The sequence below is a fragment of the Dietzia sp. SLG310A2-38A2 genome (genome assembly GCF_014145095.1).
Taxonomy (GTDB): Bacteria; Actinomycetota; Actinomycetes; order Mycobacteriales; family Mycobacteriaceae; genus Dietzia.
Map to the genome: position 1 here is coordinate 2,883 of NZ_JAALDX010000547.1, position 234 is coordinate 3,116.

Below are 234 nucleotides of genomic sequence, written 5' to 3' on the forward strand. Positions count from 1 at the left end.
GGGCCCGTAGCCAGGTGTCCTGCTTCATGTCCAGGGTCGGTTCGACGAAGGAGTACCGACTGAACGGCAGGCACGCCACGAACAGATACACCCGGGTCGACTCGCCCGTCACCGGATCGGTCAGCTGCATCGTCGGGCCGGACCAGTCGACCTCGACGGTCTGCCCGGCCTTGTGCCCGACGCGGGAGGCTAGCCCAGCGATCTGCACATGCTGCTGGTACTGCTTGCAGAACC

At 65.8% G+C, this 234-nt stretch carries 1 pseudogene; it reads right to left on the minus strand.

Annotated elements, in window-relative coordinates:
• Window positions 1–234, minus strand: a pseudogene (locus tag G6027_RS17935) (IS21 family transposase); the annotation flags it as partial.